The organism is Gordonia sp. i37, assembly GCF_002043085.1.
Taxonomy (GTDB): Bacteria; Actinomycetota; Actinomycetes; order Mycobacteriales; family Mycobacteriaceae; genus Gordonia; species Gordonia polyisoprenivorans.
Window position 1 is genome coordinate 1 of record NZ_MVPX01000578.1, and the last position, 1,358, is coordinate 1,358.

Sequence of the window (1,358 nt, forward strand, 5' to 3'; positions counted from 1 at the left end):
CCCGCCAGCCTCACACTGGCCATCAAGATGTCCGGGAAACGGGGTCAACCCCAGGATAAGAAGCCAGTTACGTCGCGGTCGCTTGTCTGCGAATGATGTTACTTACTTCAAACATCACCAGTTGCGGTGCGAGCAAGCGAGTGCCGGACAGTTGCCCAACCGCCCAGCGACCGTCCGGACCGTCGTCGAGCAACAAGCCACGACTGCAGTGGATTCAGCATCGGCCGCCTCGTGAAGTTGCTCTACGGATTTCGCAGGCTCAGGCCCATGGTGATCTGCTCGACTTGTCGATCGAGCAGAGGCCGTACGAGCTTCTCGGTTCGCGGGTGTGGGCTGAATTGGCAGGTGCACCGCTCGTCACGCTGGACCGTCGCATCGGTAGGGCGCCGGGCCTGCGGTGTGAGGTGAAGTGTCCACGATGACGCGACACGCGCGAATAGCGCTGCAACGAAGGGCCATCCGCGATGGCCTTCTGGCAAGCCTGCATATTCGATTCCTGTATAATCAGCTGAGGCTGCTCGCCTGGCCAGGCCGGAGCGTTACATGTAACATCTGGGCATGGCAGTGAGGGACAGGGTCGGTGAGTACCGACGTCGGATGCGTGAGCGCGGAATGCGCCCGTTGCAGGTCTGGGTTCCTGACGTACGAACGCCAGAGTTTGCCGCGCAAGCCCACAGGCAATCGGTTCTCGTGGCAGAGGCAGACGCCGGTGGGGATGAGCAAGATTTCGTCGAGGCTGTCGCCGCGCCTTGGGACGACGAGGCGTGATTCGCGGCGAAATCTGGACCGTTGCGGGTGGTGTGTATGCATCCAAGCCGCGGCCGGCCGTCATCGTGCAGGATGACCTGTTCGATTCAACTCTGTCGGTGGTAGTTGCTCCGATCACGAGCCAGCTCATCGATGCGCCCCTGTTGCGGATTCGTATCCCGGGTGATCGCGATTCGATCTCGGGCCTCGAGCGGGACAGTGACGTGATGGTTGACAAGCTAACCGCGGTACGACGGTCGAATGTTCAGACGCGTGTCGGTCGTCTGACATCCGACCAACTCGTTGAAGTCGAGCGCTCGTTGATGGCGTTTCTGGGACTAGCGCGATGATTCGAGCCGTGGGAGTCGACGCCGACGACAGGCACCGATCGACGGTAGGCTTTTAAATAGTGTTGCGGGGCAGCGCAGTATCTAGTCGTCTAGTTGACATAAGGCATTTTTTATCGGCGCCGTCGTCTGGCTCAACGATCCGGCACGGCCTGCTCGCCCGTGGAGCGCGCCGGAGCGCATAGGTTGAGGTCTAAGCCTCGATCCACCGATTTGTATCTGTTCGGGCGGTGAGGGGTAGACGAAATGCCCTGTCTGAGTGGC

General features: G+C 60.6%; 2 protein-coding genes. Both read left to right on the forward strand.

What is annotated here, in order from left to right; all coding sequences use genetic code 11:
• The first annotated feature begins 558 nt into the window (after positions 1-558).
• Positions 559-768: an antitoxin MazE-like protein gene (locus B1964_RS28190; protein WP_079932147.1), complete on the forward strand. Its 210-nt coding sequence runs from the start codon at positions 559-561 to the stop codon at positions 766-768.
• On the forward strand, positions 765-1,097 hold the full coding sequence (locus tag B1964_RS28195) for a type II toxin-antitoxin system PemK/MazF family toxin (protein ID WP_079932148.1): 333 nt from the start codon (positions 765-767) through the stop codon (positions 1,095-1,097). The genes B1964_RS28190 and B1964_RS28195 overlap by 4 nt, the downstream gene beginning before the upstream one ends.
• Positions 1,098-1,358 lie beyond the last annotated feature (261 nt).

Excerpts from the sequence above, each read along its gene's own strand:
- B1964_RS28190 (WP_079932147.1), top strand. The coding sequence starts at position 559 with ATGGCAGTGAGGGACAGGGTCGGTGAGTACCGACGTCGGATGCGTGAG.